Origin of the sequence: Streptomyces sp. NPDC088747 (assembly GCF_044751025.1) — a bacterium.
Taxonomy (GTDB): domain Bacteria; phylum Actinomycetota; class Actinomycetes; order Streptomycetales; family Streptomycetaceae; genus Streptomyces.
In genome coordinates, this window is the sequence record NZ_JBIVKZ010000020.1 from 129,527 (window position 1) to 155,647 (window position 26,121).

The window sequence follows — 26,121 nt, forward strand, 5'->3', positions numbered from 1 at the left end:
CGGAAGAGGCGAGGACGGTCAGGCGGCCAGGCGCCGCATCTCGGGAACCCGGATCGGGCGCGAGCTCGGACCACCGACGTGCGAGAACGGCTGGGTCCGCCAGTCGAGACCCTGAGGGAGCGTCAACAGCAGTGCCGTGTCCTGCTCCTGGAGTTCCGTGGTGTCGTCCGCGGGCCGTGCGTCGTCCGCGGCCCGGCCGGTGCCGGTGCAGACCGTGAGCCCGAACGGGTTCCACGGGGAGGCGCACAGCGCGTGCTCGGGCAGGACTTCCTCGTCCGCCAGCAGCGCGATGGGCTGCGCGCAGTCCGGGCAGATCACCCGGTACATCTCGAAGGTGTCGTACGCGTCGAACTCCTCACCGTCCAGGGCGTCCGATTCGACGCCCTCCGGCTCGGGGTCGACGACCGGCTGCTGCCGCTTGGGTGCGGTACGACCAGGGCGCTTAAGACTCTGCATGGGCTTCTCCCCCTCGGGTGGGCCGACAAGGCGCTGCGACCTCGACCACAGCAAGCACTTCCCGTCCCGTCTCTGCGGTAATCACGAGAACATCTCGGAGCCGGTTCCAAGTATGTGGCGTTCGTCACATGCCGCCCGCAGGTGCCCGGCCCGGCACTTTTGTCCCCGGCCGACTCACCGGTCGTACCCTGCCACATCACAAACCGGGTATGACCTGCGCCGCTCAGGTATCCGAGGGGATCAAGGGCCCTGTAGGTTCAGCGCCATGGAGGAGCTCGACCGACAGATCGTGCAGCTGCTCGTCGCGGACGGGCGGATGAGTTACACCGACCTGGGCAAGGCCACGGGCCTGTCCACGTCCGCCGTGCACCAGCGGGTGCGCCGGCTGGAGCAGCGCGGTGTCATCCGCGGCTACGCCGCCGTGGTCGACCCGGAGTCCGTCGGGCTGCCGCTGACCGCCTTCATCTCGGTGAAGCCGTTCGACCCCAGCGCCCCCGACGACATCGCGGAACGCCTGGCAGGCGTCCCCGAGATCGAGGCCTGCCACAGCGTCGCGGGCGACGAGAACTACATCCTCAAGGTGCGCGTCTCCACGCCGCACGAACTGGAGGAACTCCTCGCCCGGCTGCGCGGCCTCGCGGGAGTGTCCACGCGGACCACGGTCGTGCTGTCGACGCCGTACGAGTCGCGGCCGCCCCGGATCTGACGGCCCCGGCGATCTGACGGCCCCCGGCGCGGGGCGCGCGTCCGCAGGGGCGAGACTGTTCCCCATGAGTGAGAGCACCGCCTCGTCGGACACCGTGCTGCTGCGCGGTGGAGAAGTCCACAGCCCCGCCGACCCCTTCGCCACGGCGATGGTCGTCGAACGCGGGCAGATCGCCTGGGTCGGCTCCGAAGGCGCGGCCGACGCCTTCGCGGACGGGGTCACCGAGGTCGTGGACCTCGAAGGAGCGCTGGTCACCCCGGCGTTCACCGACGCACACGTGCACACGACCACGACCGGTCTCGCCCTCACCGGCCTGGACCTGTCCGACGCCCCCTCCCTGGAGGCGGCGCTCGCCCTCGTACGTGACTTCGCCGCCGTCGCTCCCGCCGGACAGGTACTCCTCGGGCACGGCTGGGACGCTTCCCGCTGGCCCGGTGGACGCCCCCCGACCCGCGCCGAACTCGACGGGGCGGCCGGCGGACGCCCGCTGTACCTCTCCCGCCGGGACGTGCACTCCGCCGTCGTCACCACCGCACTCCTGGACCTGGTCCCCGGGGTCACCGACCGCGCCGGATACCAGGACGGCCCGCTGACCCGCGACGCCCACCACGCCGTCCGCAAGGCCGCCCTCGGCGCCGTCACGGGGGAGCAGCGCACCAGGGCCCAGCGCGCCGCACTCGCCCACGCCGCCTCGCTCGGCATCGGCTCCCTCCACGAGTGCGCCGGCCCGGACATCTCCTCCGAGGACGACCTCACCGGCCTGCTGCGGCTCGCCGCCGAGGAGCCCGGCCCCAGGGTGGTCGGCTACTGGGCCGAACAGGACGTCGACAAGGCGCGTGCCCTGGGCGCGATCGGCGCCGCCGGTGACCTCTTCGTGGACGGGTCGCTCGGCTCGTACACCGCCTGCCTCGACCATCCGTACGCCGACGCCGACCACACCGGCGCCGCCTACCTCGACGCGGCGGCCGTCGCCGCCCATGTCGTCGCCTGTACCGAGGCGGGCCTTCAGGCGGGCTTCCACGCCATCGGGGACGCCGCGGTGGGGTCCGTGGTCGAAGGGGTGCGGTCCGCCGCCGAGAAGATCGGCCTGGCCCGCGTGCGCGCCGCCAGGCACCGCGTCGAGCACGCCGAGATGCTCACCCCCGAGACCATCGCGGGCTTCGCCGAACTGGGGCTCACCGCCTCCGTGCAGCCCGCCTTCGACGCGCTGTGGGGCGGTGAGGACGGCATGTACGCGAGCCGTCTGGGCGCTGAACGGGCCTGCACGCTCAACCCGTTCGCCGCCCTGCTGCGCGCCGGCGTGCCGCTCGCCTTCGGCTCCGACAGCCCCGTCACCCCCCTCGACCCCTGGGGCACCGTCCGAGCCGCCGCCTTCCACCGCACGGCCGAGCACCGGGTGTCCGTACGCGCCGCGTTCACGGCGCACACGCGCGGCGGCTGGCGTGCGGTCGGACGGGACGACGCCGGTGTCCTGGTGCCGGGGGCACCCGCGGACTACGCGGTGTGGCGCACCGAGGAACTCGTCGTGCAGGCCCCCGACGACCGGGTGGCGCGCTGGTCCACCGACCCGCGCTCCGGCACCCCCGGGCTGCCGGATCTGACCCCCGGGAACGATCTCCCCGTCTGCCTGCGCACCGTGGTGGGCGGCAGGACCGTATTCGTACGGCCTAACGAGTGATGTGCCGGGGTGGCGCGGCTCCGATCCGCGCCCGCCGCCCCGTCTCGCGACCTGCGAATCCTCCGCACCGACCAGCCCTTTGAGTGAAAACGCGCAGGTCAAACGGCTGTTGACAGTTGGCCGCAGGGGACGGGTAGGTTCGGCCGGGTCCACCACCGGACGTCCGACCGGGGTGCTTCCGCGCGGCCTCGAAGCGCCGCTGGGTCAGGGGTGACGCGCCGCACCGGCGCACCACCACTGGGAGCCAGGCCCAGCGCCCGCGCAACGAGAGGCGAAGGAAACGTTCCGACAAGTCGGCAGGTGTGACCCGGGTGGGGCCCGGACGTTCAGTAGACAACGGCTTTCGGTCGACCCGCAGCCAGCGGGTCCCTGGTCGGCCCGAAGGGCGCCGGGCCCCGATCCGCAGCACGCGCGCCGCGCCGCCCGGATTTCGTCCCGCCCGACTCTTGGCGAATCGACACCCCCGTACCGCCGCCGCGGCGTGGCGGCCCAGGCTGCGGCCACTATGGTGGACCTCTGCGTACGTACTCGAAGGGGCAGCAGTGAACGACGGCGACGGGACCCTGGCGGCGGAAACCCAGGGGAGACAGTTCGGCCCGCTCGGCACGGCCTTGGTGATCATCCCGACCTACAACGAGGCCGAGAACATCAAGAAGATCGTCAGCCGGGTGCGCACCGCTGTGCCCGAGGCGCACGTGCTGGTCGCGGACGACAACAGCCCCGACGGCACGGGCAAACTCGCCGACGAGCTGGCCGCCGGTGACGACCAGGTCCAGGTGCTGCACCGCAAGGGCAAGGAAGGCCTCGGCGCCGCCTATCTCGCGGGTTTCCGCTGGGGCATGGAGCACGGCTACGGCGTCCTCGTCGAGATGGACGCCGACGGCTCCCACCAGCCCGAGGAACTGCCCCGGCTGCTGACCGCCCTCAAGGGCGCCGACCTTGTGCTCGGCTCGCGCTGGGTGCCGGGCGGCCGGGTCGTGAACTGGCCCAAGTCCCGCGAGTTCATCTCGCGCGGCGGCAGCCTGTACTCCCGCGTGCTGCTCGACGTGCCGATCCGCGACGTCACGGGCGGCTACCGCGCCTTCCGCCGCGAGACCCTCGAAGGCCTCGGCCTCACCGAGGTCGCCTCCCAGGGGTACTGCTTCCAAGTCGACCTGGCCCGGCGCGCCGTCAAGGCCGGCTATCACGTCGTCGAGGTGCCGATCACCTTCGTGGAGCGGGAACTCGGTGACTCCAAGATGAGCCGCGACATCCTGGTGGAGGCCCTGTGGCGGGTCACCACGTGGGGCGTGGGGGAGCGGGTCGGGCGGATCACGGGGCGCAAGTCCCTCTGAGGCCCCGGGGACGCCTCGGGGATCCTCCGGGAGGCCCCGGGACCCTCCGGCGGGCGGTCCGACCGGCGTACGGCTGTGCCGCCCGCGCCGGTCGGGAGGCGTCCTGTCGGTCCCGCTGGCAGAAGCGTCCCGCCCGCCGGTTCCACAGGTGGTTTTTCGCCCTCTCTGCCCCCTCCGCCCCTTCCCGTCCCGTATCCGGGGGCTGCGCCCCCAGACCCCCGCTGTCGCGCTTCGCGCTCGTCCTCGAACGCCGGACGGGCTGACGCCGGGCCTGTTGATCATCCCCTTATCCCGTACTGAGCCGGGCCCAGGCACACTGGGAGCATGACGACTGGCGCTCCGACTCCCACGCACCCCGCCCGCCCCCGGCGCTCGAGGCTGCGCACCTTCCTGCCCCTCGGCGTCGCCGTGTGGCTGGTACTGGAGATCTGGCTGCTGACCGTGGTCGCGGGGGCGGCGAGCGGCTTCACGGTCCTCCTGCTGCTGATCGCGGGCTTCGTCCTCGGCTCCGTGGTCATCAAGCGGGCCGGGCGCCGCGCCTTCCGCAACCTCAGCGAGACGCTGCAACAGCAGCAGAGCGGGGTGGCGCCCACAGGCGGCACGGGCAGGAGCGACGGCAACGGCCTGATGATGCTCGGCGGCCTCTTCCTGATGATCCCCGGCCTGATCTCCGACGCCGTCGGCCTCCTCCTGCTGATCCCGCCGGTCCAGAAGGCCCTCGGCCGCTACGCGGAGCGCACCATCGAACGCAAGATCTCGGCGGCCGGCGCCGGCACGCTGGGCGACGCCTTCCAGCAGGCGCGTATGCACCGCCCCGACGGCAAGGTCGTCCAGGGCGAGGTCATCAGGGACGACGCGGGCCCGCAGGACTCCGGCCCGCGCCCGCCGCTGAACGGCTGATCGGCCGGCCGGCGCGCCCCGGGGTCCGGCGGCCCCGGGGCGCGCCGGAACACCTGGAACGGCCCGGGACGCACCGGACGCTCGAAGCCCCCGGAACAGGCCCCCGGAACGCACAAAGCCACGGACCCCGTACCTTCCGGTACGGCGCCCGCGGCTGCGTGCGTGCGTGGTATGCCGCTCAACCCCCTGAAGGGTTACGCGGACTTGCGGCTGTCCCGCGGATGAACCGCGATGTTCATCGCGCCGGAGCGCAGAACCGCCAGACGCTCCTCAAGGACCTCTTCGAGTTCCTCTCGGGTGCGTCGCTCCATCAGCATGTCCCAATGTGTACGCGCGGGCTTGGCCTTCTTTTCCTCAGGGCCGTCGCCGTCCACCAGGAGCGCCTGGGCCCCGCAGACCTTGCACTCCCACTCGGACGGGATCTCCGCCTCCACCGAGAAGGGCATCTCAAAACGATGTCCCTTCTCGCATGCGTACTCCACGGCCTGGCGCGGGGCCAGGTCGATGCCGCGGTCCGTCTCGTAGCTTGTCACCACGAGCCGCGTACCGCGAAGAGCTCGCTCACTCATGAATCGTGCCTCCCGGGCTTGTCGCCCACAGGACAGGTGTCGCTGTCGTCGTCATCCGGTCAACGTCCGGTCGGCGGTAAAGATTCCCGTTCCGGGTCATGCGTCGCCGTCTAGCCGCCCCTTGTTGTACCCACAGGCGCCCGCTTTGTCACATCTGCGGGCAGATGTCACCCGGCGTTTCAGTAACTTGACACGCAGTAACGGTACGCCTGGCAGGCCAAACGCGTACACTACCGGCCTTTGGCCTCCGGCGCTAAATCCTGTCCGGTACGGGATTTCCCGCGTCGCGTATCGCCTGCCGCACCGGCACCCTCGCGAGCAGCACGAATCCGATCGCGAAGAAGGCCACCAGCGAGATGATCGCGTCCCGATAACTTCCGGTCAGCTGGTAGGTGAGCCCGAACAACAGCGGCCCCAGCCAGCTCATGCCCCGGTCGCTCATCTCGTACGCCGAGAAGTACTCGGCCTCCTTGCCGCTCGGCACGAGGTGCGAGAACAGGGAGCGGGAAAGTGCCTGGCTGCCGCCCAGCACGAGCCCGATGCCGGCGGCCAGGACGAAGAACCAGACGGGCGCGCCGGCGGGGAGGAAATATCCGGCGGCGAGGGTGACGGTCCAGGCGACGAGTGAACCGAGGATCGTACGTTTCGCGCCGTATCTGCGCGCCAGACGGCCCATGCCCAGGGCGCCCCCGACCGCCAGCACCTGAACCAGCAGGACGGCGACGATCAGGGTCGACTGACCGAGGCCCAGCTCTTCCGATCCGTAGATCGACGCCTGCGAGATGACTGTCTGGATGCCGTCGTTGTAGACGAGGTAGGCGAGCAGGAAGGAGAGGGTGAGCGGTTTGCCGCGCATGTCGCGCACGGTGGCCGCCAGTTGGCGCCAGCCGGGTGTCGAGGCGGTCCCGGCGGGTGCGGTGCGGCGGTCGCGCAGGCGCTTGAGCGGTACGAGGGTGAAGGCGCCCCACCAGACGCCCGCCGAGGCGAGGCAGATGCGCACCGCCGTTGACTCCGAGACGCCGAAGCTGTCGTGGGCCGTGAACAGGAGGAGGTTCGCGACCAGGACGAGTGCGCCCGCCGCGTAGCCGAAGGCCCAGCCTCGGGAGGAGACCGCGTCACGCTCCTCGGGCGGGGCGATCTGCGGCAGGTAGGAGTTGTAGAGGACCATCGACACGGCCACCGAGGCGTTGGCGACGACGAGCAGCAGACCGCCCAGCAGATAGCGGTCGCCGGCCAGGAAGAACATGCCCGTGGTGGCCGCGGCGCCCACGTAGGCGGCGATCGCGAGCAGCGGCTTCTTGCGCCCCGTGCGGTCGGCGGCGGCGCCGGCCATCGGCATCACGACGATGGACAGGATGACGGACGCCGAGACCGCGTACGCGAAGAAGGAGCCGGCCCGGACCGGGATCCCCAGGGGATGGACGAAGCCGTCGGCGTCCGCCGCCGCCTTGGCCACCGACGTCAGGTAGGGGCCGAGGAACACGGTGAGCACGCTCGTCGAGTAGACGGAGCACGCCCAGTCGTACATGTACCAGCCGTGTTGCTCACGCCGCCGTTCGACGGCCTCGTCGGCCGCCTCCGCACGCACGGTGTCAGTGCCCACCCGTGCTCCTCGCTTCCCCGTGAACCAGCTGTGCCGCGGGGCTCAGACCCAGGTGCCCCGGTCCTCTAGAACCCCGCGCAGCGTGTCGATGTGATCGGTCATGATGCCATCGACTCCCAGGTCCAGGAGCCGGTGCATCCGATCGGCGTCGTTGACCGTCCAGACGTGGACCTGCAGCCCGCGCGCGTGGGCGGCGCGCAGGAAGCGCCGGTCGACCACGGGCACGCCCGACTGCGACACCGGTACCTGGGCGGCGACCGCCGAACTCCGCACCGCCGCCGGTATGCCGTACGAGCGCAGCCGGAGGCCCAGGACGCCCCGGGTGCCGTACGAGGTGGCCAGGCGCGGTCCGGCCAGGCGCTGGGCGCGGAAGACGCGCGCCTCGGAGAACGAGCCGACGCAGACGCGGTCCCAGGAGCGGGTGCGGCCGATCAGGTTGAGCAGGGGGTGGAGGGCGGGTTCCGCCTTGATGTCGACGTTCCAGCGCACCTCGGGGAAGGTTTCGAGCAGCTCCTCGAAGAGAGGCACCGGTTCCCTGCCCGCCACGCGCGCGTGGCGCACGTCCTCCCAGGGGAGGTCCGCGATCCGGCCCGCCCCGTCCGTCACCCGGTCCAGGGTGGAGTCGTGGAAGGCGACGAGCTTGCCGTCCGCCGTCGCGTGCACGTCCGTCTCGATGTAGCGGTAGCCCGTCTCCACCGCCCGCCGGAACTGGCTCAGGGTGTTCTCCAGGCCGTCCGCCGCGCCGCCGCGGTGGGCGAAGGCGATCGGGCCTGGGTGGTCGAGGTACGGGTGGCGTATCCGGGTGCTCACCCGGGAAGTATGGCGTCCTCCGGTTGACCGGTGGCAACGACCGTGCTGCCGCCCGGTGCCGTGGGAACGGCGAACACGCGCAGGAAGAGCTGCGCGAGCGGGCCGATCGAGAGCGCGTAGAGCACGGTCCCGACGCCGACCGTTCCGCCGAGGACGAAGCCGGTCACCACGACCGCCACCTCGACGGACGTCCGCATCAGCCGGATCGAGCGGCCCGTGCGCTGGTGCAGTCCCGTCATCAGGCCGTCGCGCGGTCCCGGACCGAAGCGCGCGCTGATGTAGAGGCCGGTCGCGGCGCCGTTCAGCACGATGCCCGCCACGAGCAGGGGTATCCGTACGGCCAGGGCGTGGGCGTCGGGGAGCAGGGCGAGCGCGCCGTCCATGGCGATGCCGACGACGAAGACGTTGGAGACCGTGCCCAGGCCCGGACGCTGGCGGAGCGGGATCCACAGGAGCAGTACCGCCGCGCCCACGAAGATCGACACCACGCCGATGGTCAGGCCGGTCCGCTCGGCGAGACCCTGGTGCAGCACGTTCCAGGGCTCCAGCCCGAGGCCCGACTCCACGAGGAGGGCCGAACTCACCCCGTACAGGGTCAGCCCGGCGTACAGCTGGACGAGTCGGCGCGGCAGCCTTCTTCCGGGCCTGGACCTGTGCTCCGGGCGTGTGGACAAGAGGAACCCCCTGTGGTGGTCGTGGCCTGACCCGTGGCACTCTGTGGCTTGAGAACTCATCCTATCCATGGCCAATTCAGGGAAGGTGGACTGGGATCATGACGCAGTGGACTTCGGCTGTGGGCGCCGCTCAGCTCGCCCGGCTCCTCAGCTCTCAGCAGGAGCGCCCCGCGGGGGCGGGCACCAAGCGCCCGCCCGCCTATCGCGCCCTCGCCGACGGCATCCGGCTGCTGGTGCTCGAAGGCCGGGTGCCGGTCGCCGCCCGGCTGCCCGCCGAGCGCGAACTCGCGCTGTCCCTGTCCGTCAGCCGTACGACGGTCGCCGCCGCCTATGAGGCGCTGCGGGCCGAGGGATTCCTGGAGTCCCGCCGGGGAGCGGGGAGCTGGACCGCCGTACCCGCGGGCAATCCGCTGCCCGCGCGCGGGCTCGAACCCCTGCCGCCCGAGGCCCTCGGATCCGTGATCGACCTCGGCTGCGCGGCGCTGCCCGCGCCCGAGCCGTGGCTCACCCGGGCCGTCCAGGGCGCCCTTGAGGAACTGCCGCCGTACGCGCACACCCACGGCGACTACCCCGCCGGGCTGCCCGCCCTGCGCTCGATGCTCGCCGAGCGGTACACCGCGCGCGGCATCCCGACCATGCCCGAACAGATCATGGTGACCACCGGGGCGATGGGCGCGATCGACGCGATCTGTCATCTCTTCGCGGGACGCGGCGAACGGATCGCCGTCGAGTCGCCGTCCTACGCCAACATCCTTCAGCTGATGCGCGCGGCCGGGGCCCGGCTGGTGCCCGTCGCGATGGCCGACGGGCTCGCCGGGTGGGACCTGGACCGCTGGCGGCAGGTCCTTCGGGACTCGGCGCCACGGCTCGGCTACGTCGTGGCCGACTTCCACAACCCGACCGGGGCCCTCGCCGACGAGGACCAGCGGCGGGTGCTGGTGGACGCGGCCCGGTCGGCGGGGACGGTGCTCGTCGTGGACGAGACGATGAGCGAACTCCACCTGGACGACGACGCCTCGGCCATGCCCCGTCCCGTCTGCGGCTTCGACCCCGCCGGGTCCACCGTCATCACCGTCGGCTCCGCCAGCAAGGCCTTCTGGGCGGGGATGCGGATCGGATGGGTACGGGCCGCCCCCGACGTGATCCGCAGTCTGGTCGCCGCGCGCGCGTACGCCGACCTGGGCACGCCCGTACTGGAACAGCTCGCCGTGAACTGGCTGCTCAGCACCGGGGGCTGGGAGCGGGCCGTGGAGATCCGGCGGACGCAGGCCCGGGAGAACCGGGACGCCCTGGTGGCCGCCGTACGGCGTGAGCTGCCCGAGTGGGAGTTCTCGGTGCCGCGCGGCGGGCTCACGCTGTGGGTGCGGACCGGCGGGCTGTCGGGGTCGCGGCTGGCCGAGATGGGTGAGCGGGTGGGGGTCCGCGTGCCGTCCGGGCCGCGGTTCGGTGTCGACGGTGCCTTCGAGGGGTATGTGCGCCTGCCGTTCACCGTCGGCGGCGCGGTGGCCGACGAGGCGGCGGTGCGGCTGGCCGCGGCGGCGCGGCTGGTGGAGACGGGTGCTGCCGGGGGGAGCGAGACGCCCCGCACGTTCGTGGCTTAGCGGAGGCCGGCTGCCGCCCCCGGGCTACGGCCTCATGGGTGGTGTCCTCATACGCCCGACGGGCTGATCTCCACGGGCAGCGGGTCCGCCTCCGCCGGAGCCGTCCGCTCCGGGAGCAGGTCCAGGACCGCCCTGCGGTGGGTCTCGCTGGTCGCGTCGTCGTAGGGGTCCGGGGTGGCCGGGACCTGGAGACGCAGGACGGGGCCGGTCCCCAGCCGGGCGTACCCGCGGCCCGGGGGCACGTCGCGGGTGGGAGTGGTGTGCGGGGGCGCCCCGAGCACCGCTTCGAGCTGGGCGGGGGACGCGGGACCGAGCACCACGCGTGCGCGGGTGTGCTGGCGGACGGCGTCGCTGAGGGAGTCGAGGCTCTCGAAGTGCTCGGCGACGACGACCGTGACCCCGGCCGCGCGGCCATGCCGCAGGGGGACCTGAAGGAGCGACTGGGGGTCGTTGCGGCCGTCCACGGCGGCGAAGTGCCCGAGGGCGCTCGGCCGGTCGAGCAGGATCCACAGCGGGTGCTTGATGTCGTCCGGCGCGGCCTGGCCGGCCTGCCGGGCGCGGTTCGCCGAGATGAGGCGCCGCTCCGTCTCGTGGGCGGCCCACTCCAGGCTGGCGAGCGCCCCGGCGAGCCCGCACTCGACGGCCAGGACCCCCTGGCGGCCGGTCAGGCACGCGTACTCGCCCGTCCCCGCGCCCTCGACGATCACGACGTCGCCGTACTGGAGGCACTGGAGGGCGATCGAGCGCAGCAGCGTGCTGGTGCCGCTGCCGGGCTCGCCCGCGACCAGCAGATGGGGTTCGGTCGAGCGGACACCGGTGCGCCAGACGACCGGGGGGACGTCGCGCTGCTCCTCGCCGTAGGTGAGCGGGAGCGTGCGCTGGACGTCGGCGGGGTCGGTGAAGCCGAGGACCGTCTCGCCCGGTGCGGTCACGAACCGCTGGGCGGCGATGTCCGTGGGAAGCGGCGGGAGGACCGTGATCGCCAGCTCGTTGCCTTCCTCGTCCCACTCGAAGTGGTACTCGCGGCCACGGCCCGACTTGGCGTGCAGCAGCTGCTCGATCCGCGCGCGGGAGTCCGCCTCGCCGTCGGTGAAGTACGCCGGGTAGCGCACGAGGAGCCGGCACACCCGACCGTCGTCGTCGAACTCGTACGACGCGAAGGCCTTCTCCCAGTCGCCGCCGTGCGCGTAGAGCGGGTCGGGGTCCTCCGCGGCGGAGAAGTACGGGACCAGGGCCTCGTACAGCGTCCGCAGGCGCTGGGTCTGCGACTCGTCGGGGCCGGTCGGCGCCGGTTCGACGCGTTCGCGGCCCGCCCAGGCTGCCGCCGCCATCAGCGAGATGGCGGCGAGCAGCGGTCCGTACGGCACCAGTGCCACGACCAGGACCACCGAGGCCACCAGGAACAGCAGTGGCCCGCGGCGGTCCTTGGGCGTTTCGGCCCACTTGCGCCGTCCGGCAGCCGCCAGCCGGCGCAGCCCACGAGTGATCGTGATCAGCGGGTGGAGGACATCGGTGGCACTGTCGGCTGCCGTCCGGGCCAGATCCCGGCTTCGGGCGATCTGCGCGCTGCCGTTGCTCAGAATGCGGGGGAGAGGGCGCCGGGCCACTGCTGTCTCCTGATGGTGCGTACGAGAAGGGGGGAGGGACGTCAGAACTTGATCCCGCCGAGGAGGCCCGCGAGGCTCTCCCCGCCGGCCTTGATGCTCGGGGCGATGGCGGTGCTCGCCATGTAGAACCCGAACAGGGCGGCCACCAGGGCATGCGACGCCTTGAGCCCGTCCTTCTTGAAGAAGAGGAAGACGATGATGCCGAGAAGGACGACGCCTGAGATGGACAGAATCATTTGAGCTCTCCTGGTTCGTGGGGACAGTCACCATGAGTTCTTCCAGGATCACAGCATGTATCCATACGATAAAAGGTGCAACTAGGTGAATTTCGCTGGATTTCACCCGAGTGGCGGAGCCGTTCGAGCCCTCTGAACAGGCCTTCGGCACCCCGCGCTCCGTTGTGATCTTCGCCGCGCGGGGTGCCGGTCAGGTGCCCCCGGAGCCAGTAGTCTGGCGATTCACCCGAACGGTTGCAGTGAGAGGCGGTCCGGCCGATGAGTGAAGCCCCCGACCCGGAGGTCGTGGAGCTGGCGACCAAGATCTTCGATCTGGCGCGCCGTGGCGAGACGGAGGCACTGGTGGCGTACGTCGACGCCGGCGTTCCGGCGAACCTCACCAACGACCGCGGTGACTCGCTCGTGATGCTCACCGCCTACCACGGTCACGCCGACGCGGTACGCGCCCTGCTGGAGCGCGGCGCCGAGGCGGACCGCATCAACGACCGCGGCCAGACTCCGCTCGCGGGGGCCGTCTTCAAGGGTGAGGAAGCGGTGATCCGGGCGCTCCTGGACGCCGGCGCCGATCCGGCCGCGGGCACCCCGTCGGCCGTCGACACGGCCCGGATGTTCGGCAAGGCCGAGCTGCTCGAGTTGTTCGGAGCGCACTGACTTGGCCGTCCTGACCAGGTAGAACGAAGAAAACGGGGGAGGCGGAGCGGGGCCGCCGGAAATGCGGTCGCGGCAGGAAGAACCGCTGGGTCATCATGACGTCGTGATTCACGGACGCGATGGCTGGGCAGGTGTTGCCGCACCGCGCGGGCCGTGAAGCGGCCCGCACGGGCCCACTGACGAGAGGCAGAGGAAGATGGTCTACAGCAAGCAAGAGACGGCGGGCGCTCCGACGTGTTGTCACGCGGCCAGGTAATGCAGGATCCCGGTTGCGTCGACGCTTGATGTGAGGCTGTTTCCCATGTTCGATCCGGTCATAGCGCCCAGCGGTACGCTGCTCGGCCTGCTCCAGAGGGGCCGCGGTGACGGCACGCTGCACGCGCTCACCGCACCGCGCGCCGAAGCGCTCGCGGCGCTCAACCAGTGTGTGCTCCGCGACCCACGCCACGACTGGCAGGTGGAGAACCGCTCCCTCTACTACGCCCGCCTCTACCTCGATCTGAGCGGTGAGCTCGACGAGATCGAGCGGCATCTCTTCGACGTCGAGGACGTCCTCGACGACTGCGAGTCCCGCACCGGGCTCGCCCTCGCGGTCCTCGGACACCTGGCCTCGTACGGCAGGCAGGACGCGCTGCGGCTGCTGCGCGAGTACGCCGCCTCCGGCGCCAACTGGGCCTGGGCCCTGGACGAACTGGCGCTGCGCGACGACGACGCCGGCCTGCGGGCCCTCGCCGCCCCCGTGCTCGCCCGGTTCGCGGCCGACGAGGAGGGTGAGGCCGCGCTCGCCGCCACCGTCCGCGACGCGTTCGAGCCACGGCCCTGGCGGCTGTGGGCCGACGACCCGCGCGAATCGATCGGCACGCGCGTGCGTGCCGCCCAGGAACAGGGCTCCTTCGACCGCTGGCAGCGCCAGATGCGACCGTCCGGGCCGCGTCCCGGCTGGAGCGTGCGCGCCGTGTTCGAGTGGGCCGAGCAAGGCATCGAACGGGGAGCCGCGCTGCACGTGCCGGCCGCCCGGTGTCTCAGCGCCGTCGCCGGACCCGAGGACCGGCCCGAGATCGTCGAGGCCGCTCGCGACGGCGGCGACGGAGCCCGCAGCACCGCTCTGCGCTATCTCGCCGACAGCAACGATCCGGACGCCCTCGACCTGATCGAGGAAGCGGCCGTCACCGGGTCGGCGGCCGTCGCCGAGGCCGCCGTGGACGCCTTCGAACGGATGCGGAGCGTCGCCGCCGTCGACCGGGCACGGAGCTGGGCCCACCGGCCCGACGCCCTGGGCGCCGCCGCAGGCCGGATCCTCGCCTGCCGGGGCGGCACCCGGGACAGCGAACTGGTGCTGGGCGCGCTGCGCGAAGCCGTACGGGGCGAGGGCCCCGACGCCCCGACACTGTGGACTCTCGTCGACGGCACCGGACGGCTCGGCATCATCTGCGCCGCCCCCGTCCTGCGCCACGTGTACCGCGAGACCGCCTCGTCCCATCTGCGCGGGCGCGCCGCCCGCGCACTCGCCGCCACCGATCCGTCCTTCCCCGCGGGGTTCGCCGTCGAGTGCCTGTGGGACTGCGAGGAGACCACCCGCGAGGTCGCCGCACGGCACGCCGAGACCGGTGACGCGCGCGTGGTGGACCAGCTGCGCAGGCTGGCGACGGATCCGGCCGAGGAGGCCGAAGTACAGACGGCGGTACGGAGCAGAATCGGGCCGGACATGCCCGCCGTATGAACGTCCGGTGACTCGTGAGCCGGGAAGTCGTGGACACGGACTGACCTGGACGGGTGCGGAGTTCAACGCTCATGGGACGTTCCCCGTACGGAAAGATCCACGTTGACGCGGGCACGTCCAGCGGGGCGAGAACACGGGTATGCGTGTCGTCATCGTGACCGAATCCTTTCCCCCCGATGTGAACGGCGTGGCCCACTGCGCGCTTCAGACCGCCCGGCACCTCGTCGATCGCGGTCACGTTCCCCTCGTCGTCGCCCCGGCCACCGCCGCCGGGAGCGGGCCCGACGCCACCGCGCCGTGCCCTGTCGTCCGTGTCCCCTCTCTTCCGCTCCCGGGTTACCCCCAGGTCCGCGTCGCACTCCCCAGCCGACGCGTCGCCGCGGCGATCACCGCACACCGCGCGGACATCGTTCACCTGGCCAGCCCCTTCATCCTCGGCGTCCGCGGCATGGCCGCGGCCGCCCGGCTCGGCATCCCCGCCGTGGCCGTCTACCAGACCGACCTCGCCGGGTACGCCCGCACCTACGTGGGCGCGGGAGAGGCCACCGCCTGGCGGCGCATCCGCTCCGTGCACGCCGCCGCCGACCGGACACTCGCCCCGTCGAGCGTCGCCCTGCACGACCTGGAGGCACACGGTGTGCCGCGGGTTCGGCTGTGGGCGCGCGGCGTGGACACCGAGCGGTTCCGCCCCGACCGCCGGGACGAGGCGATGCGCCGGGAACTGGCGCCGAACGGCGAGCTGATCGTCGGCTACGTCGGCCGGCTCGCCCCCGAGAAGCAGGTCGAACTGCTCGCCGGGGTCTGCGGTCTCGACGGCGTACGCCTCGTGATCGTCGGCGACGGGCCGAGCCAGGTGAGCCTTACCGAGCAGCTGCCCGGCGCCGTCTTCCTCGGGCGCCGCACGGGTGACGAACTCGCCCGGATCTTCGCCTCGCTGGACGTCTTCGCGCACACCGGCCCCTTCGAGACCTTCTGCCAGACCGTGCAGGAGGCCATGGCCAGCGGAGTGCCCGTCGTCGCGCCGGCCGCGGGCGGACCCCTCGACCTGGTGGCCCACGGGCGTACCGGATTCCTGGTGCCGCCGCGCGACGCCGACGCCGTACGCGACGCCGTGTCGGCCCTGGCCGTCGACCCGGGGCTGCGGGCCGCCTACGGCGCCGCCGCGCGCGACATGGTCGAGGGCCGTACCTGGGCCGCCGTCGGCGACCAGCTCATCGGACACTACGGCGAAGTGCTCGCCGCGAGGACGGTGATGGCGGCATGAGCCTGCGCATCGTACGGCTCGCCAACTTCGTCGCCCCCGCCTCCGGCGGCCTGCGCACCGCGCTGCGGGAGCTGGGCACCGGCTACCTGGCCGCGGGACACGAACCGGTGCTCATCGTCCCCGGAGAGCGCGCCACCGACCGGGAGACGGAACAGGGACGCGTCATCACGCTGCCCGGACCGGTACTCCCCGGCACCGGCGGCTACCGCGTGCTCACCGACAAGCGGCGGGTCACCCGGCTCCTTGAGTCGCTGGCCCCCGACCGCCTGGAGGTCTCCGACCGGACCACCCTGCGCTGGACCGGCGTCTGGGCGCGACGGGCCCGGGTGCCCGCCGTGATGGTCTCGCACGAGACCGCCGACGGGGTGCTGCGGACCTGGGGGCTCTCCGAGGGCATGGCCCGGCGCACCGCCGACGCCCTCAACGTCCGCACGGCACACACCTATTCGCGTGTCGTGTGCACGACGGAGTTCGCCGAGCGTGAGTTCGTCCGGATCGGCGCCCGCAATGTCGTACGCGCTCCGCTGGGCGTCGATCTGGAGGGGCGGGACCCCTCGCTCCGGGATCCCGCGGTGCGGGCCCGCTACGCGCGCGCGGACCAGGCCCTGCTGGTGATGTGCTCCAGGCTGTCCGTCGAGAAGCGGCCCGGTACGGCGCTGGACGGCCTTGAGGCCCTGCTGCGCCGCGGAGAGCGTGCCGTTCTCGTCGTCGCGGGGGACGGGCCGCTGCGGGCCCGGCTCGAACAGCGTGCCCGGGAACGGAGGCTCCCCGTCACCTTCCTGGGGCACCTCGCGGACCGAGCCGCGCTCGGCGCGCTCCAGGCCTCGGCCGACGTCTGCCTGGCTCCCGGGCCCGCCGAGACCTTCGGGCTCGCCGCCCTGGAGGCGATGGCCTGCGGCACACCCGTGGTGGCCAGTTCCCTGTCCGCCCTGCCGGAGGTCATCGGGTCCGCCGGGGCCACCGCCGCGGACAACGGGGAGTCCTTCGCGGACGCGGTGCGGCTGCTGCTGGGGCGTCCCGAGGGCGAGCGCCGGGAGGCGGCACGCGCGCGTGCCGAGTGTTTCGGATGGAACACCGCCGTCGAGGGCTTCCTCGCCGCGCACGACGCGGTGGTCGAGGTGCGGCCGCGCCTCCAGGAGGGCGTGGGATGAGACCGCTTCGTTTCGTCGCCCTCGGGGACTCGCTGACGGAAGGGGTGGGCGATCCCGTCGGCGACGTGTGGCGGGGGTGGGCCGAACTGCTCGCGCGAGGGCTCGCCCCGGCGGACGCACCCGCGGACTTCATCAACCTCGCGGTCAGCGGCGCCCAGACGCGGGACGTGCTGGAGCGCCAGACGCCCGAGGCGATGGCGCTCGGGGCCGACGTGGTCTCCGTCGTCATAGGCGTCAACGACACCCTGCGGTACACCTTCGACATCCATTCCGTGGCCGCGCGGCTCGACGAGGTGTACGCGGCGTTCCGGGCACAGGGAGCGGTGGTGATGACTGCCTGTCTGCCGGATCCCGGCTACATGCTGGGGCTGCCGGGCTCGCTCGCCCGGCCGCTGGCCCGGCGCCAGCGGGCCGTCAACGCGGTCGTGCACGCGCTGTCCGAGCGGCACGGGGCGCTGCATCTGCATGCCGCGGAGGAGGACTGGCTCAAGGACCGCGCGATGTGGAGCGCCGACAAACTGCACCCGGGGGAGCGGGGACACCGGGCGCTCGCGCTCCGGTTCCACGCGCTGCTCGGGGAGCGGGGCATCGCCACCGGGGTCCAGCCCTCGGCCGAGCCGGAGTTCCCGGCGCCCACGCGGTCGGCGAGTCTGTGGTGGCTGGCCACCGCGGGGACCGGGTGGGTCGCCAGGCGGTGCACGGACCTGCTGCCGCAGCTGCTCACCCTCGCCGCCGCCGAGGTACGCCACAAGGCGCGCGGCACCAGCGCGCGCCTGGACCTGAGCGCCTCGCACGCCGTGGCCGCCGCGCTGGCGGCCCTGACGGTGACCGAACAGCAGCCGGACGCGGCCTGAAAGGGCCAGGTCCGCTCCGGGCCCTCTCAGCGGCGTCGTACGGCCGTGAACCGGACCGGCGTGCCGGGGACGGCCTGCGCCGCCGCCGGGAGGTCGGCCGGACGGACCACGGCGACCACCGGGTACCCGCCGGTGGTCGGGTGGTCGGCCAGGAACACGACCGGCCGGCCGTCGGGCGGTACCTGGACGGCGCCGAGGACCATGCCCTCACTGGGGAGTTCGCCCGGGACCGCCCTCTCCAGTGAGGGCCCCTCCGTCCGCAGGCCGATGCGGTTGCTCGCCGCTGACACCCGGTAGGCGCGGGTGGTCAGGGTGCGCAGCGCCTGGGCCGTGAACCAGTCGTCGCGCGGGCCGAGTGTCACCCGTAGGACCAGTTCGGACGGCGGGCCGGGGTGCGGGACCACGTCCACGCGCGCGTGGACGGTGCCGGGACTGCCCATCGGCAGCACCATGCCGTCCGTGAGCGGCGGGGGGCCGAGGCCCGAGAGGAGGTCCGTGGAGCGGCTGCCGAGGACCGGCTCTACGGCTACCCCGCCGGAGACGGCGACGTAGCTGCGCAGTCCCGCGCGCGCGGTGCCGACATCCAGCGTCGCGCCCGCGGGAACGTGTACCGGCGCTCCCCAGGGGGCGGGGCGGCCGTCCACGGTGACCGGGCAGGGCGCGCCCGTCACGGCCGCGAGGAACGCCGAGCGCGGGCGCAGGGCACATCCGTTGAGCGTCGTCTCCAGTACGGCCGCCTCGGCGGCGTTCCCGACCAGGCGGTTGGCCAGCGCCGCCGCGGGCCCGTCCAGCGCGCCGGAGCGCGGTACTCCGAGGTGGGCGTGGCCGGGGCGGCCCTGGTCCTGGACGGTGGTCAGGACGCCGGCCCGTACGACGGACAGGGCCCGGTCCGTCATGAGCACCTCGCGGGTACGAAGCGGACCCGGGTGCCGGGGACCAGCAGCGCGGCCGGCACGCGCGCGTGGTCCCACAGCACGGCGTCCGTGGTCCCGATCAGCTGCCAGCCGCCCGGCGACGAACGCGGGTACACACCGGTGTAGGGACCGGCGAGCCCCACGGAACCGGCCGGGACCGTGGTCCGCGGTGTCGCCCTGCGGGGCACGTCGTAGGCGGAGGGCAGGCCCGTGAGGTAGCCGAACCCGGGCGCGAACCCGCAGAAGGCGACGCGGAACACGGCCGCCGAGTGGATCTCCGGCACCTCCCGCTCGGGGACGCCCCACAGGGCCGCGACGTCCGCCAGGTCGGGACCGTCGTACCGTACGGGGATCTCGACGGCCCGCTCCGCGCGCGCGGACAGCGCCGGGATGTCCCAGGAGGCGAGGCGGCCCGCCAGGCGCACCGGGTCGTCCAGGCCGTCCAGGAGGACGGTGCGGGCCGCGGGGACGATCTCGGCGACCGACAGCGAGCCGTCCGCGCGGCGGCGCAGCAGTTCGGCGTGCAGCGCCTGCGCCTCCTCGCCCGAGGAGACCTCGACGAGCAGGGCACGGTCGCCGACCGGCAGTGCCCTCATGCGAACGCCTCCACGCGGACGCCCGCGGCTTCGAGCCCGGCGCGGACCCGGCGGGCCATGTCGACCGCGCCCGGGGTGTCCCCGTGCAGGCAAAGGGAGCGGGCGCGGACCGCGACGTGCTCCCCGGAGTGCGAGGTCACGACCCCGAAGCGGGCCAGGCCCAGCGAGCGTTCGAGGACGGCGTCCGGGTCCGTGATCACCGCGCCGTCCTGGGTACGCGGAACCAGGGTGCCCTCCTCGGTGTACGCGCGGTCGGCGAACGCCTCGGTGACGGCGGGCAGGCCGGCCTGCTCGGCCAGTTTCAGGACACGGGAGGACGGGAGTCCGAGGACGGGCAGGGAGGGGTCCGCGAGCAGTACGCCCTCGACGACCGCCCCCGCCTGTTCCTCGTCGCGCACGACGCGGTTGTAGAGCGCGCCGTGCGGTTTCACGTATGACACGCGTGACCCCGCCGCCCGCGCGAAGACCTCGAGGGCGCCGATCTGGTAGGCCACTTCGGCCGCCAGCTCGTCGGGCGGCACATCCATCGCGCGCCGCCCGAAACCCGCCAGGTCTCGGTAGGAGACCTGGGCGCCGATCCGTACTCCGCGCTCGGCCGCCAGTGCGCACACCCGCCGCATGGTGGTCGCGTCCCCGGCGTGGAAACCGCAGGCCACATTGGCGCTGGTGACGACGGACAGCAGCTGTTCGTCGTCGGTCAGGCGCCAGCGGCCGAAGCCCTCGCCCAGGTCGGCGTTGAGATCGATCGGTGTCATCAGGTGCCGTCTCTCCTCCTGTTCAGGCCACTCGGTACTGCTCGTCACGGGTGTCCGTGAGGAACATCTGACCCGGTGCGTGCGTGATCGCGAAAGGTGGCCTGGACGCCATCACGGCCGCCTGAGGTGTCACTCCGCAGGCCCAGAACACCGGGATGTCGCCCGGTTCGGTGTCCACCTTGTCACCGAAGTCGGGCCGGCTGAGATCCCCGATGCCGAGCCCCGAGGGCTCGCCGCAGTGCACCGGGCTCCCGTGTACCGCGGGCAGCAGGCTGGTCTCCCGGATCGCCGCCGCCAGGTGCTCGGGCGGGACCGGGCGCATGGACACCACCATGGGACCGTGCAGCCGGCCCGCCGGACGGCACTGGCGGGCCGTCACGTACATGGAGACGTTGCGGCCCTGTTCCAGGTGGCGCATCGGGACTCCCGCCTGGCCCAGCGCCCACTCGAAGGTGAAACTGCACCCGATGAGGAACGAGACCAGGTCGCCGCGCCAGTGACCGAGCACGTCGGTCGGCTCGGCCACCAACTCGCCGTGCTCCCACACCCGGTAGCGCGGCAGGTCGGTGCGCAGGTCCGCGCCCGCGGCGAGCGGAGTGGTCCACGAGCCGGCGTCGGTGACGTCGAGGACCGGGCAGGGCTTGGGGTTGCGCTGACAGAAGAGCAGCATGTCGTAAGCCCAGTCGGCGGGCACCGAGATCAGGTTCGCCTGGGTGTGGCCCGCGGCGACTCCGGCGGTGGGACCCGACAGGCCCGAACGGAACCGCTCACGCGCCTTCTTGGGGGTCCACGCGTGCGCGTGGCTGTCGACGAGGTTCAACGGGAGGTCCCGGGGGGTGTCGATCACGGGGATCACAGCGGCCGTGGCTGTCACAGGAGTTCCTTTCCGCGGGTCTCGGGGAGTCCGATCAGCGCCAGTGCCGCCAGGGCGTATCCGATGGCACCGAAGACCAGTGCCCCGCCCACGCCCCAACTGTCCGCCAGGAAGCCGACGGTGGTGGGGAAGACGGCGCCCACGGCGCGGCCGGTGTTGTACGTGAAGCCCTGCCCCGTGCCGCGCACCGCCGTCGGGTACAGCTCGCTGAGGAAGGAACCGAAGCCGCTGAAGATGGCCGACATGCAGAAGCCGAGCGGGAAACCGAGCACGAGGACAAGGGTGTTGGCGCCGCTGGGGATGTTGGCGTAGGCGAGGATGCACACCGCCGAGAGGATCGCGAAGAGCAGGATGTTGCGCTTACGGCCCAGTCTGTCGGTGAGGTAACCGCCGGTGAGGTAGCCGATGAAGGCCCCGGAGATCAGGAACGTGAGGTAGCCGCCGGTGCCGACGACGGACAGTCCGCGCTCCGTCTTGAGGTAGGTGGGCACCCAGGTGGCCAGCGTGTAGTAGCCGCCCTGGACACCGGTCGACAGCAGCACCGCGAAGAACGTGATCCGCAGGAGCCCGGGACTACCGGCCGACGCGGGCTTGAAGATCGCCGTGAACGAGCCCTTCTCGGCGCTCTTCCTCCGCACGGCGGCCGCCTCCGGGGCGTCCTCCACCCGGCGCCGCACCCAGACGACGAGCAGGGCGGGCAGCGCGCCGGTCCAGAACATCACGCGCCAGGCCAGGTCGTCGTCGAGGAACTGGAAGACCACCGTGTAGACGATCACGGCGAGTCCCCAGCCGACGGCCCAGGAACTCTGGATCGCGCCGAGCGTGCGGCCACGGTGCCGGGGGCTCGCGTACTCGGCGACCAGGATCGCGCCGACCGCCCACTCGCCGCCGAACCCGAGCCCCTGGAGGGCGCGGAAGACCAGCAGGGTCTCGTAGTTGGGCGCGAAACCGCAGGCCACGGTGAAGACCGCGTAGGTGATGACGGTGATCATCAGGGCCTTGACGCGCCCGATCCGGTCCGCGACCACACCCGCGATGGCGCCGCCGATCGCCGAGACGACCAGCGTGACGGTGGTGAACAGGCCGGTCTGGCCGCTGTCGAGGCCGAAGTACGCCGCCAGCGCGACCATGCTCAGCGGCAGTGTGAAGTAGTCGTACGAGTCGAGGCCGTAGCCGCCGAACGCGCCGGCGAAGGCGCGGCGGCCACGCGGACCGAGAGCCTGGAACCAGGTGAACGGGCCGTCCTGAGTGGGGAGTTCGGCCGCGCCGGGCCGCTCTTCGGCGGTCAGGGACTGGGGTGGAGGGGTCGTGCTCATGGGCACCTCGCAGAGAGGGACGGAGGGTGCTTGGGCTGAGCCGTGCCGTGCGGGAAGCGTCTCGCGCCGGAGCCGTACGGGGTCGTACGACCGGCGTCTGACCCTCAAGGTAGAGGATCGTTGAACGATCCCTCAATACCCATGTTGTTTCGTTCTTGTATCTGCGATTGAATTCCGGACATGGCAGAGCTGAGCGGACTGGCCGACGACCGCGCCCTGTTGGGCCGTACCAGCACCGCGGAGCGGGTGGCGGACATCCTCAGGAGCCGGATCGCCGAGGGGTACTTCCCGCCCGGCACCCGGCTGTCCGAGGACAGCATCGGTGCGGCGCTCGGCGTCTCGCGCAACACGCTCCGCGAGGCGTTCCGGCTGCTCACGCACGAGCGCCTGCTCGTCCACGAACTCAACCGCGGGGTTTTCGTGCGGGTCCTGACCGTCGAGGACGTCGAGGACATCTACCGCACGCGCACCCTCGTCGAGTGCGCCGTGGTCCGGGGGCTCGGCGAACCGCCGTACGCCGTGGACGGCCTCGCGACAGCCGTGGCGAACGGGCAGCGGGCGGCGCGGGAAGAAGAGTGGACGGGGGTCTCGACCGCCAACATCCACTTCCACCGGGAGCTCGTCGCGCTCGCCGGAAGCGCCCGCACCGACGAGCTGATGCGCAGCGTCTTCGCCGAACTACGCCTCGCTTTCCACGTGGTGGACGACCCGCGGCGGCTGCACGAGCCCTACCTCGCGCGCAACCGCGAGATCCTCCAGACCCTCCAGAAGGGCGACCGGGACGGGGCCGAGCGGCTGCTCGCCGGCTACCTCGACGACTCGCTCCGGGGACTCTTGGCGGTGTACGGGCGGCGGGTGGCCGACGGGGCGCGGGGAACCGGCTGAGCGGCTGACCGGCTGAGCGGCTGACCGGCGGCGACGAGGCCGCCGCTGCTGGGATGGCCGCCGCCGTGTGACGGCCGGTCGCTTCTGCGTCGTTTCGACCGTTGTCAGACCGAGGACCTAGTCTGTGCACCGTGACTTCGCCTGCATCGACGGACAGCGTTCCGCCCCAGCTCAGCGCGGGGCCGCGCCCTGCCCCGGGCCCGGCCGCCGACGAGGGTCTGGCGCGGCGGCTCCGCGCGCTCGCCTGCACGGCGCCGCTGCACGACCTCGACGTGCGCAAGGCGAATCTCGCCGGTGAGTACTCGGTCTACGGCATGGCGGAGGTGGCCCTCGCCGCCATCGACCTCGTCACGCTGAACATGGACTTCGACACGGGCGCCGACCACGATCAGATAGTGGCCAGGCTCATCCCGCGCATCGCCGCCCAGGCCCCGCGCCGTCCCGTGGCCGAGCACGAGCGCGTCGCCCGCTGGGTCCTGGAGAACCTGATCAACGTCGGCAGCGTCGACCGCGGCTTCCGGGCCGTATACGGCACCTTCGCGCCCGACGGCTCCTACGTACGCCGTGACTACGACTTCAAGCTGATCGAGGAGGTGCCCGGGTACGGCGGAAGTGTGTACCTCCGTACGACGGACGAAGCGGTCAACGTGCTCGTCGGCGCCCTCGACACCGACGTCACCAGCGCCCAGATCGCCGCCGAGGTCAAGCTTGAGGTGCTGATCAGCCGCGGCCGACTGGCCGACGCGCAGCTCGCCGCCGAGCAGGCCAGGTACCGGACCGTGCAGTACGCGGAGACGCTCCGCCGGGCGCTGGACGCGACCCGGCGCAACGTGCGCGCGGTGGACTGGCTCCAGACCGTGCCCGACCTGATCGCGGAGGCGCTCGACCACGTCGCCGACCGGTACCGCCACGAGAACGCGATCCTCACCAACATCCGCAAGGCGCGCGACGAGTCCGAGGACCCCGAGCAGAAAAGGCGTGCCGCCGAGCTCGTGGACATCGTCAAGGACTGCATCCGCAGGCACACGCAGCTCCAGTCCCGGCTTCTGGAGGCCGGGCCGCTGTTCCGTGCCGAGCAGGACCGGCAGGCCTTCGGCACACCCATGACGACCTCGGGCATAGATCTCTACGGGCATCTCGTCGCCCCCGTGCTGCCGTTGCCCGTGGAGAAGGCGCTGCGGGTGACGGACGCGTTCTTCGCGCGCGGGACAGGGCTGCGCACGCCGATGGCGGTGAGGGTCGGCGACCTCGTCGACATGCTGCTGACGCCTCCCCTGGAGCGGGAGCATCTGGGCGCCGAGATGCCCGAGCCCGACCTGATCGCCACACCGGACGACAGCCGGTTCAGCGAGGAACAACTGGCGAGCGCCATGGAGCTCCTCGATCTGCCGGCCGACGCCCCGCGACGGTTGTCCGGCCTGCTCGCGGACGCCCGGCGCCGGGATCCCGAACTGCCCTACCTCGTCGCACTGCTGGCCGTGCACGCGGCCAGCCCGCCGGTCGGTACGGCCTACCGGCAGGGCGAGGGGAAGCTGCTGTTCGCGGTGGACGACGGCGCGGAGCTCGACGATCCGGAGTTCGGCGGGGCGGACCTCATCGTCGGCATGGCCCTGCTGGACACGGTGGGGATGGCGGCGGGCAGGACGGAGGCGGCGTGAGGTCTTTCGGAATGTACTTCGGGGCGTCGTTCCGACTGCCGGGCGGGGTGCCGTCGCGGTCGCCGCTCGGGGTGCTGTCGCCGGCGTCGTGCGGGGTGTTGTCGCCGACGTCGTCCGGAGTGCCGTCCGGGGCTCGGTCGGCAGGTGCCGGCGGTGCCCGCACCCGTCCGGTGCGCCGGTCGTGGTCGGGTGGCCTCTGCCCAGCCGCCCGCCCTCTCGTCGATCAGACCAAGGAGTTCCAACCGTGACCGAGCACGCCGAGTGGAGTGACCCCGAGGCCGTCGTCGCGCCGCCGACCGCCGCCGTCACCCCGGCCGACGCGGCCGACGCCGCGCGGCTCGTCGCCTTCGGGCTCCAGCCCAAGCTTCAGCCCGCGCGCGACCAGGAATACGCCGAACTGCTGCGCCGGTACCGCGAGGACCCGCCCTTCGCCCGGCTCGCGGACGCCGTGGCCACCGGGCTTGGTCTTGTCGTCCTGGAGGTGTCCCCGCGCGCGGGGATGGCCGTGACCGCCGCCGAGGACTCCGTGTTCGCCGTCCGCATGGGCGACTACGCACGGCGGGCCTCGGCGGACTCCGGGGACCGGTTCCTGCACGGGCTCGCCCATCTCGCCGTCGCCGCCATGTCGTTCCCCCGCCCCGAGGACCTCGCGGACGACGGATACATCGGGCGGGTCTCGGTCAACGGAGTCGACGCGTTCGTCCGGCAGGCCTGCCGTCGGCTGGAGGAGCGGGCCGAGGAGCAGGGGCAGAACACCGACCCGGCGACGGACACCCCGGGACTCGAGGCGGCCTGGCGGATCTGGGCGCGGCGCAGCTCCACCGGGGCCACCAAGGACGCGCGAAGACTGGCCGGTTCCACCACCGGCATCGTCGCCAAGGCCGTCGCGTTCCTCACCGACTCCGGGTTCCTCCAGCGCACCGGGGACGACTCCGGGGGGACGTACCGGACGACCGCCCGTTATCAGCTCCAGGTCCGCGACATGGCAGGCAGTGCCGCGATGGCCGAGCTCATCGAGCTGGGCGTCGTCCCCGTGACCGACGGCACCGCGAGTCTGCTGCCCGCCGAGGACACCGACGACGTGGAGCTGGCCGTCGGGGCGGGGCTGCCGTTCCACTCCGGAGCGGGTGGCTGAACGGCGGCGTGCTCTGCGACGCCGGGGCGGCGGCCGCACCGGGTCCGCTCAGCCGCACCGGCCCGCCGGCCATACCGGTCCGCTCAACCGCACCGGCCGGCTCGGCCCTCGACGAGCGAGTCACCGTAAGACCTGGTCACGGCAAGACAGACCTGGTCACCGTACGACCGAGTC

Annotated in this window: 25 protein-coding genes; 13 read left to right on the forward strand and 12 right to left on the reverse strand. The window is 72.5% G+C overall.

Annotation, left to right across the window (positions count from 1 at the left end; translation table 11 throughout):
* Window positions 1–18: 18 nt before the first annotated feature.
* Complete coding sequence (locus tag ACIP79_RS35675) at window positions 19–456, reverse strand: hypothetical protein (RefSeq protein ID WP_383682912.1); 438 nt, start codon at window positions 454–456, stop codon at window positions 19–21.
* A 265-nt stretch (window positions 457–721) separates the two neighbouring features.
* Between ACIP79_RS35675 and ACIP79_RS35680 the strand changes: the two genes are divergently transcribed.
* From ACIP79_RS35680 to fxsA, 4 genes are all read left to right on the forward strand, one after another.
* Complete coding sequence (locus ACIP79_RS35680; RefSeq protein WP_383682914.1) at window positions 722–1,162, forward strand: Lrp/AsnC family transcriptional regulator; 441 nt, start codon at window positions 722–724, stop codon at window positions 1,160–1,162.
* Between the two features lie 64 nt (window positions 1,163–1,226).
* Complete coding sequence (locus ACIP79_RS35685; RefSeq protein ID WP_401230306.1) at window positions 1,227–2,840, forward strand: amidohydrolase; 1,614 nt, start codon at window positions 1,227–1,229, stop codon at window positions 2,838–2,840.
* 542 nt (window positions 2,841–3,382) lie between these two features.
* Complete coding sequence (locus tag ACIP79_RS35690) at window positions 3,383–4,174, forward strand: polyprenol monophosphomannose synthase (protein WP_401230307.1); 792 nt, start codon at window positions 3,383–3,385, stop codon at window positions 4,172–4,174.
* 324 nt (window positions 4,175–4,498) lie between these two features.
* Window positions 4,499–5,074 carry an FxsA family membrane protein gene (gene fxsA, locus ACIP79_RS35695; RefSeq protein ID WP_401230310.1) on the forward strand — a complete coding sequence of 192 codons (576 nt, stop codon included), beginning with the start codon at window positions 4,499–4,501 and terminating at the stop codon, window positions 5,072–5,074.
* Window positions 5,075–5,268: 194 nt separating this feature from the next.
* Here fxsA and ACIP79_RS35700 read toward each other — a convergent pair whose 3' ends face one another.
* The 4 genes from ACIP79_RS35700 to ACIP79_RS35715 all read right to left on the reverse strand — a co-directional run bounded on the left by ACIP79_RS35700 (window position 5,269) and on the right by ACIP79_RS35715 (window position 8,799).
* Window positions 5,269–5,643 (reverse strand): RNA polymerase-binding protein RbpA, encoded by a 375-nt coding sequence (locus ACIP79_RS35700; RefSeq protein WP_164314920.1) that lies wholly within the window; start codon window positions 5,641–5,643, stop codon window positions 5,269–5,271.
* Window positions 5,644–5,896: 253 nt separating this feature from the next.
* Window positions 5,897–7,246, reverse strand: coding sequence for an MFS transporter (locus ACIP79_RS35705; RefSeq protein ID WP_401230313.1), 1,350 nt, complete (start codon window positions 7,244–7,246; stop codon window positions 5,897–5,899).
* A 42-nt stretch (window positions 7,247–7,288) separates the two neighbouring features.
* Window positions 7,289–8,056: a glycerophosphodiester phosphodiesterase gene (locus ACIP79_RS35710; RefSeq protein ID WP_401230315.1), complete on the reverse strand. Its 768-nt coding sequence runs from the start codon at window positions 8,054–8,056 to the stop codon at window positions 7,289–7,291.
* On the reverse strand, window positions 8,053–8,799 hold the full coding sequence (locus ACIP79_RS35715; RefSeq protein ID WP_401230318.1) for a YitT family protein: 747 nt from the start codon (window positions 8,797–8,799) through the stop codon (window positions 8,053–8,055). Before ACIP79_RS35715 ends, ACIP79_RS35710 begins: the two co-directional genes overlap by 4 nt.
* Window positions 8,800–8,828: 29 nt before the next feature.
* Here ACIP79_RS35715 and ACIP79_RS35720 point away from each other — a divergent pair, with 29 nt between their 5' ends.
* Window positions 8,829–10,331, forward strand: a complete 1,503-nt coding sequence (locus ACIP79_RS35720) for a PLP-dependent aminotransferase family protein (RefSeq protein WP_401230321.1) — start codon at window positions 8,829–8,831, stop codon at window positions 10,329–10,331.
* Window positions 10,332–10,378: 47 nt separating this feature from the next.
* On the opposite strand, the gene ACIP79_RS35725 is transcribed toward ACIP79_RS35720, so the two are convergent.
* Window positions 10,379–11,938: a hypothetical protein gene (locus tag ACIP79_RS35725; protein WP_401230323.1), complete on the reverse strand. Its 1,560-nt coding sequence runs from the start codon at window positions 11,936–11,938 to the stop codon at window positions 10,379–10,381.
* Window positions 11,939–11,979: 41 nt separating this feature from the next.
* Window positions 11,980–12,174: a hypothetical protein gene (locus ACIP79_RS35730; RefSeq protein ID WP_383682928.1), complete on the reverse strand. Its 195-nt coding sequence runs from the start codon at window positions 12,172–12,174 to the stop codon at window positions 11,980–11,982.
* A gap of 258 nt (window positions 12,175–12,432) precedes the next feature.
* Between ACIP79_RS35730 and ACIP79_RS35735 the strand changes: the two genes are divergently transcribed.
* The 5 genes from ACIP79_RS35735 (at window position 12,433) to ACIP79_RS35755 (ending at window position 17,814) form a co-directional block, all read left to right on the forward strand.
* A complete protein-coding gene (locus tag ACIP79_RS35735) occupies window positions 12,433–12,825 on the forward strand; it encodes an ankyrin repeat domain-containing protein (protein WP_401230326.1) in 393 nt (130 codons plus the stop codon).
* Between the two features lie 301 nt (window positions 12,826–13,126).
* Window positions 13,127–14,545: a HEAT repeat domain-containing protein gene (locus ACIP79_RS35740; RefSeq protein WP_401230328.1), complete on the forward strand. Its 1,419-nt coding sequence runs from the start codon at window positions 13,127–13,129 to the stop codon at window positions 14,543–14,545.
* A gap of 139 nt (window positions 14,546–14,684) precedes the next feature.
* On the forward strand, window positions 14,685–15,809 hold the full coding sequence (locus ACIP79_RS35745; RefSeq protein WP_401230330.1) for a glycosyltransferase family 4 protein: 1,125 nt from the start codon (window positions 14,685–14,687) through the stop codon (window positions 15,807–15,809).
* The gene (locus ACIP79_RS35750; protein WP_401230332.1) at window positions 15,806–16,960 is read left to right on the forward strand and encodes a glycosyltransferase; all 1,155 of its coding nucleotides are present in this window, start codon (window positions 15,806–15,808) and stop codon (window positions 16,958–16,960) included. Before ACIP79_RS35745 ends, ACIP79_RS35750 begins: the two co-directional genes overlap by 4 nt.
* Window positions 16,957–17,814 (forward strand): SGNH/GDSL hydrolase family protein, encoded by an 858-nt coding sequence (locus tag ACIP79_RS35755; protein WP_401230334.1) that lies wholly within the window; start codon window positions 16,957–16,959, stop codon window positions 17,812–17,814. Before ACIP79_RS35750 ends, ACIP79_RS35755 begins: the two co-directional genes overlap by 4 nt.
* Window positions 17,815–17,840: 26 nt before the next feature.
* On the opposite strand, the gene ACIP79_RS35760 is transcribed toward ACIP79_RS35755, so the two are convergent.
* Genes ACIP79_RS35760 through ACIP79_RS35780 form a run of 5 tightly spaced genes read right to left on the reverse strand, consistent with a single transcriptional unit; the run spans window position 17,841 to window position 22,269 of the window.
* Window positions 17,841–18,710, reverse strand: coding sequence for a biotin-dependent carboxyltransferase family protein (locus ACIP79_RS35760; protein ID WP_383682942.1), 870 nt, complete (start codon window positions 18,708–18,710; stop codon window positions 17,841–17,843).
* The gene (pxpB, locus tag ACIP79_RS35765) at window positions 18,707–19,324 is read right to left on the reverse strand and encodes a 5-oxoprolinase subunit PxpB (RefSeq protein ID WP_401230337.1); all 618 of its coding nucleotides are present in this window, start codon (window positions 19,322–19,324) and stop codon (window positions 18,707–18,709) included. The genes ACIP79_RS35760 and pxpB overlap by 4 nt, the downstream gene beginning before the upstream one ends.
* Window positions 19,321–20,079, reverse strand: coding sequence for a LamB/YcsF family protein (locus ACIP79_RS35770; RefSeq protein WP_401230340.1), 759 nt, complete (start codon window positions 20,077–20,079; stop codon window positions 19,321–19,323). Before ACIP79_RS35770 ends, pxpB begins: the two co-directional genes overlap by 4 nt.
* Window positions 20,080–20,101: 22 nt before the next feature.
* A complete protein-coding gene (locus tag ACIP79_RS35775) occupies window positions 20,102–20,953 on the reverse strand; it encodes a putative hydro-lyase (RefSeq protein ID WP_401230343.1) in 852 nt (283 codons plus the stop codon).
* Window positions 20,950–22,269: an MFS transporter gene (locus tag ACIP79_RS35780; RefSeq protein WP_401230345.1), complete on the reverse strand. Its 1,320-nt coding sequence runs from the start codon at window positions 22,267–22,269 to the stop codon at window positions 20,950–20,952. The genes ACIP79_RS35775 and ACIP79_RS35780 overlap by 4 nt, the downstream gene beginning before the upstream one ends.
* A 180-nt stretch (window positions 22,270–22,449) precedes the next feature.
* On the opposite strand from ACIP79_RS35780, the gene ACIP79_RS35785 reads away from it, so the two are divergent.
* From ACIP79_RS35785 to ACIP79_RS35795, 3 genes are all read left to right on the forward strand, one after another.
* On the forward strand, window positions 22,450–23,154 hold the full coding sequence (locus ACIP79_RS35785) for a GntR family transcriptional regulator (protein ID WP_401230347.1): 705 nt from the start codon (window positions 22,450–22,452) through the stop codon (window positions 23,152–23,154).
* A gap of 131 nt (window positions 23,155–23,285) precedes the next feature.
* A complete protein-coding gene (locus ACIP79_RS35790; protein WP_401230350.1) occupies window positions 23,286–24,812 on the forward strand; it encodes a hypothetical protein in 1,527 nt (508 codons plus the stop codon).
* Window positions 24,813–25,056: 244 nt separating this feature from the next.
* Window positions 25,057–25,947, forward strand: a complete 891-nt coding sequence (locus tag ACIP79_RS35795) for a hypothetical protein (RefSeq protein ID WP_401230353.1) — start codon at window positions 25,057–25,059, stop codon at window positions 25,945–25,947.
* Window positions 25,948–26,121 lie beyond the last annotated feature (174 nt).